Below are 4528 nucleotides of genomic sequence, written 5' to 3'. Positions count from 1 at the left end.
CGAGCGATCCTCTTGCAGCTGCGTTCGCGGATAGAACCCCTCATCCGGCGCTTCGCCCCACCTTCTCCCACAAGGGGAGAAGGAAGAAAAAGAGTCACACCGGCAGAAACTGCTTCAACGCCGGCATGAAGAATATCCCGAGATTGATCGCAAAGCCGATGCTCCAGAGGATCGAGCGCAGCGTCGGGCGGTTGCCGAGATAGGTCAGCACGTAGGCGATCCGTACGATCAGGAACAGTACCGCGAGCTCGTCGATCAGGCGCTGCGGCGAATCCCTGTATTCGGCGAGCAGCACGGCGAAGGCGAAGAACGGAAAGGTCTCGATGCCGTTCTGGTGCGCGCCGAGCGCGCGCTGCGCGATGGCGTCTTCGTAGAAGGCGGGATCGCGCGGGCGTGAATTGTCGAACCCGCGAAACCTGATCCATTTGACCGAGACGATCGTCACCAAATAGAGCAGCAATGCTCCGAAGACGCACCATTCCGCGAGTGTCATCTTTCCTCCCCCGCCTCGGTGCGACCCTAGCGAAACCGGCCTGATCTTGACAAGCTCGGGGCAACGCGCGACCCAACGAGGCATGACAACCCTAGCCCCTCTCAAGACCGCGATGCCGGCCACGCAGCCCGCCCCCTCGCGCGTCGGCGTGCTCCTGGTCAATCTCGGCACGCCCGATACCGCCGACGCGCGCGGCGTGCGGGTCTATCTGAAGGAGTTCCTCTCGGACGCCCGTGTCATCGAGGATCAGGGCTTGATCTGGAAGCTGGTGCTGAACGGCATCATCCTGCGCACCCGCCCCCGCGCCAAGGCGCGCGACTATCTCAAGATCTGGAACACCGAGAAGAACGAGTCGCCGCTCAAGACCATCACGCGCTCGCAGAGCGACAAGCTCGGAGCCATGCTGTCGGACCGCGAGCAGGTGACGGTGGAATGGGCGATGCGCTACGGTAACCCCTCGATCAAGTCGGGCGTCGATGCGCTGATTGCGAAGGGCTGCGATCGCATTCTTGCCGTACCCCTCTATCCGCAATATTCGGCTGCGACGTCGGCCACCGTCTGCGACGAGGTGTTTCGCGTGCTTGCGCGGCTGCGCGCGCAGCCGACGCTGCGGGTGACGCCGCCTTATTACGAGGACGAAGCCTATATCGAGGCGCTCGCCACCTCGGTCGAGACGCATCTGGCGAGCCTGCCGTTCAAGCCGGAGCTGATCGTCGCCTCCTTCCACGGCATGCCGAAGGCCTATGTCGACAAGGGCGATCCCTATCAGGACCAATGCGTGGCCACGACGGAGGCGCTGCGCCGCCGGCTGGGGATGGACGAGACAAAGTTGCTGCTGACCTTCCAGTCGCGCTTCGGATTCGACGAGTGGCTGCAGCCCTACACCGACAAGACCATGGAGCGTCTGGCGAAAGAGGGCGTGCGCCGCATCGCGGTGATCACGCCGGGTTTTTCCGCCGACTGCCTCGAGACGCTGGAGGAGATCGCGCAGGAGAATGCCGAGATCTTCGAGCACAATGGTGGCGAGCAGTTTTCCGCGATCCCCTGCCTCAACGACAGCAACCCCGGCATGGATGTGATCCGAACGCTGGTGCTGCGCGAACTCCAGGGCTGGATAGAGTGAGCCTGGATCCGAGGAGCGCCCCATGAACCGCCGCGAGGTTCTGGCGCTTCTTGGGGTGGCCGCTGCGCTGCCGGCCTCAGTGCTGGCGCAGCAGCCGACGCGCCGGCTCGGCGTGCTCTCGGTCACGGCGGCCGACGATGCGATCGGGCAGACGCGTAGCGCGGTCCTGGTCCAGGCGCTTGCCGGCCATGGCTGGAAGGAGCGCGACAACCTCAAGACCGATTGGCGCAACGGCGGCGGCGACCGCGCACGGATCGCGCAATTCGCTGACGAACTCGTGGCGCTCAAGCCCGACATCCTGCTTGCGGTCGGTACGCCCTCGCTCGAGGAGCTGCGCCGGCGCACGACGACGATCCCGATCGTTTTCGCCGTCGTCACCGATCCGGTCAGCCAGGGCTTTGTCCAGAATCTCGCCCATCCCGGCGGCAATGTCACCGGCTTCACCGATTACGACGGCCCGCTGGCCGGAAAATGGCTCGAGATGCTGACGCAGGTCGTGCCAAGACCGTCCCGTGTCTTCGTGGTCTACAATCCCGCCACCGCGCCGTTCGCGCCGCTGATGCTGGGTACGATCGAGGACGCTGGCCGCGCGCTCGATGTGACGGTGGAGCCGGCGCCGATCCATGACACGGTCTCGATCGTCGCCCTGGCTTCGCGGAACGACGGCGGCCTGCTGGTGCTGCCGGACTTCTTCACCCTGTCCAACCGTGCGCTTCTGCTGGCGGCCATCAATGAAGCGCGCGTGCCGGCGGTGTTCTGGAGCCGTACCTTCGTCGACGAGGGTGGCTTGATGTCCTACAGCACCGACAGCGCCGAGCAGCTCCGCCGCGCCGCCTCCTATATCGATCGCATCCTGAAGGGGGCGCGGGCGGCCGACCTGCCGGTCCAAAATCCAACCACGTTCGAGCTGGCGATCAACTTGAAGACGGCCAGGGCGATCGGCGTCACGCTTTCGCCAAGCCTGCTCGCAACCGCGAACGAAGTCATCGAGTAGGATTTGGCTGCGACCGCCGGCATGGCCGGATTCGTTAACGTCGTCGCTAGGTCCGTGCCTGCACGCTTTCAAGAGCGCCTCGCAAATACATAATCGCGACCATTCCCTCTCCCGGCGTCTTGTGTAGAATCCTGCCGATGCCGAAATCATCTACGACCGCTGAACACTGGATACGCTTTACTGAACCCTTGGGGGCGTGATCCCGACCAATGACAGCGCGGAAAAGGGCCTTTTCCGACAATCTTTTCCGCCTTGGAGGAAATATGAGCGGTTTCGACATTTTCGCGATTGTCCTGGTTTTGCTCGTCATCGTCACGCTGGTGGCCGGCGTAAAGACGGTGCCGCAGGGCTATGACTGGACCATCGAGCGGTTCGGCAAATACACCCAGACGCTGAGCCCCGGGCTCAATCTGATCGTGCCCTATTTCGATCGCGTCGGACGCAAGATCAACATGATGGAGCAGGTGATCGACATTCCCGAGCAAGAGGTGATCACCAAGGACAACGCCACCGTGACGGTCGACGGCGTCGCCTTCTTTCAGGTGTTCGACGCCGCCAAGGCGAGCTACGAGGTCTCAAACCTGACCCAAGCCGTCACCGTGCTGACCATGACTAACATCCGTTCGGTGATGGGGTCGATGGATCTCGACCAGGTGTTGTCGCATCGCGACGAAATCAACGAGCGCCTGCTGCGTGTGGTCGATGCCGCCGTCTCGCCCTGGGGCCTCAAGGTCAATCGTATCGAGATCAAGGACATCGTGCCGCCGGCGGACCTCGTCGAAGCCATGGGCCGACAGATGAAGGCCGAGCGCGTCAAACGCGCCGACATCCTTCAGGCTGAAGGTGCACGCCAGTCCGAGATCCTGCGCGCCGAGGGTGCCAAGCAGGGCCAAATTCTCCAGGCAGAAGGTCGCCGCGAGGCCGCCTTCCGCGACGCCGAAGCACGCGAGCGGTCGGCGGAAGCTGAGGCCAAGGCGACGCAGATGGTCAGTGAAGCCATCGCCAAGGGCGACGTCGCGGCGCTGAACTATTTTATCGCCGACAAGTATATCAAGGCGTTCGGGCAACTGGCTGAATCGCCGAACCAGAAGGTCATCATGCTTCCGGTCGAAGCCATGAGCATGCTGGGCTCGCTCGCCGGCATCGGCGAGATTGCAAAGGCAACGTTCGGTGAAAGCGCGGCGTCCGCGGCCGCTGCCGCCCGCCGCGGCTCGGTGCCGACGACCGGCAGCACGCCACCCGCGGTGCCGCCGCGTCAGGGGTAAAGCGCATGCCCCGGAAAAGTGGACACCGGTTTTCCGACAAGGGCATGCGTCATTTCAAAGAGGTCGTGTCATGACCGACATGTTCGTATCGCTCGGCACCTGGAACTGGCTGATCTTCGGCTTCATCCTGATGGCGCTGGAGGTGCTGGCGCCCGGAGTCTTCCTGTTCTGGCTCGGGCTCGCCGCGTTGCTGGTCGGCCTGATCTCGTTCGGAGTGGCGATATCCTGGCAGATCCAGCTCGTGATGTTCGCGATCTTCGCCGCAGCGGCCGTGCCGGTGTGGCGCCGCCTCGCCCGGCCGAAGCCGGATGCAATTGCCGCCAGTCCCTTCCTCAACAAGCGCGCGGACGCGTTGCTCGGCCGCGAGTTCACGCTGGAGAAGCCGATCGTTGACGGCAACGGCACCATGCGTATCGGCGACACGGTCTGGCGCGTCGCAGGCCCCGATACGCCGGCGGGCACGCGTGTGAAGGTGGTGCAAGTGGATGGCGCGAATCTGACGGTGGCGGCGGCGTAGCTGTTGCCTCCCCGTCATTGCGAGCGAAGCGAAGCAATCCAGACTGCCTCTGCGGAAAAATTCTGAGCCTCCCCTAAATCGGTGGACACCTATAGCTTAGACAGCAAGAGGTGTCAGATGACGAAACGGCAGCGAC

The 4528-nt window shown here is 63.6% G+C and carries 5 protein-coding genes; 4 read left to right on the top strand and 1 reads right to left on the bottom strand.

Features of this window, described 5'->3' with window-relative positions:
* Positions 1 to 94: 94 nt before the first annotated feature.
* Entirely contained in the window at positions 95 to 493 is a 399-nt protein-coding gene (locus AC0L3A_RS40080) for an MAPEG family protein (protein ID WP_219680341.1), read from the bottom strand.
* Between the two features lie 82 nt (positions 494 to 575).
* Here AC0L3A_RS40080 and hemH point away from each other — a divergent pair, with 82 nt between their 5' ends.
* From hemH to AC0L3A_RS40060, 4 genes are all read left to right on the top strand, one after another.
* Complete coding sequence (gene hemH, locus AC0L3A_RS40075) at positions 576 to 1616, top strand: ferrochelatase (RefSeq protein WP_219680338.1); 1041 nt, start codon at positions 576 to 578, stop codon at positions 1614 to 1616.
* Positions 1617 to 1638: 22 nt separating this feature from the next.
* Positions 1639 to 2610, top strand: a complete 972-nt coding sequence (locus AC0L3A_RS40070; RefSeq protein WP_219680336.1) for an ABC transporter substrate-binding protein — start codon at positions 1639 to 1641, stop codon at positions 2608 to 2610.
* 263 nt (positions 2611 to 2873) lie between these two features.
* The gene (locus AC0L3A_RS40065) at positions 2874 to 3875 is read left to right on the top strand and encodes an SPFH domain-containing protein (protein ID WP_219680333.1); all 1002 of its coding nucleotides are present in this window, start codon (positions 2874 to 2876) and stop codon (positions 3873 to 3875) included.
* Between the two features lie 70 nt (positions 3876 to 3945).
* Positions 3946 to 4392 carry an NfeD family protein gene (locus AC0L3A_RS40060; protein WP_007597152.1) on the top strand — a complete coding sequence of 149 codons (447 nt, stop codon included), beginning with the start codon at positions 3946 to 3948 and terminating at the stop codon, positions 4390 to 4392.
* The last annotated feature ends 136 nt before the right edge of the window (positions 4393 to 4528 follow it).

This window comes from Bradyrhizobium sp. MI1.3, from assembly GCF_055811695.1.
Note: the sequence above shows the minus strand (reverse complement) of the source record. Positions and strands in the feature narration are given on the sequence as shown.

Excerpts from the sequence above, each read along its gene's own strand:
- AC0L3A_RS40070 (WP_219680336.1), top strand. The coding sequence starts at position 1,639 with ATGAACCGCCGCGAGGTTCTGGCGCTTCTTGGGGTGGCCGCTGCGCTG.
- AC0L3A_RS40060 (WP_007597152.1), top strand. The coding sequence starts at position 3,946 with ATGACCGACATGTTCGTATCGCTCGGCACCTGGAACTGGCTGATCTTC.
- hemH (WP_219680338.1), top strand. The coding sequence starts at position 576 with ATGACAACCCTAGCCCCTCTCAAGACCGCGATGCCGGCCACGCAGCCC.
- AC0L3A_RS40065 (WP_219680333.1), top strand. The coding sequence starts at position 2,874 with ATGAGCGGTTTCGACATTTTCGCGATTGTCCTGGTTTTGCTCGTCATC.
- AC0L3A_RS40080 (WP_219680341.1), bottom strand. The coding sequence starts at position 493 with ATGACACTCGCGGAATGGTGCGTCTTCGGAGCATTGCTGCTCTATTTG.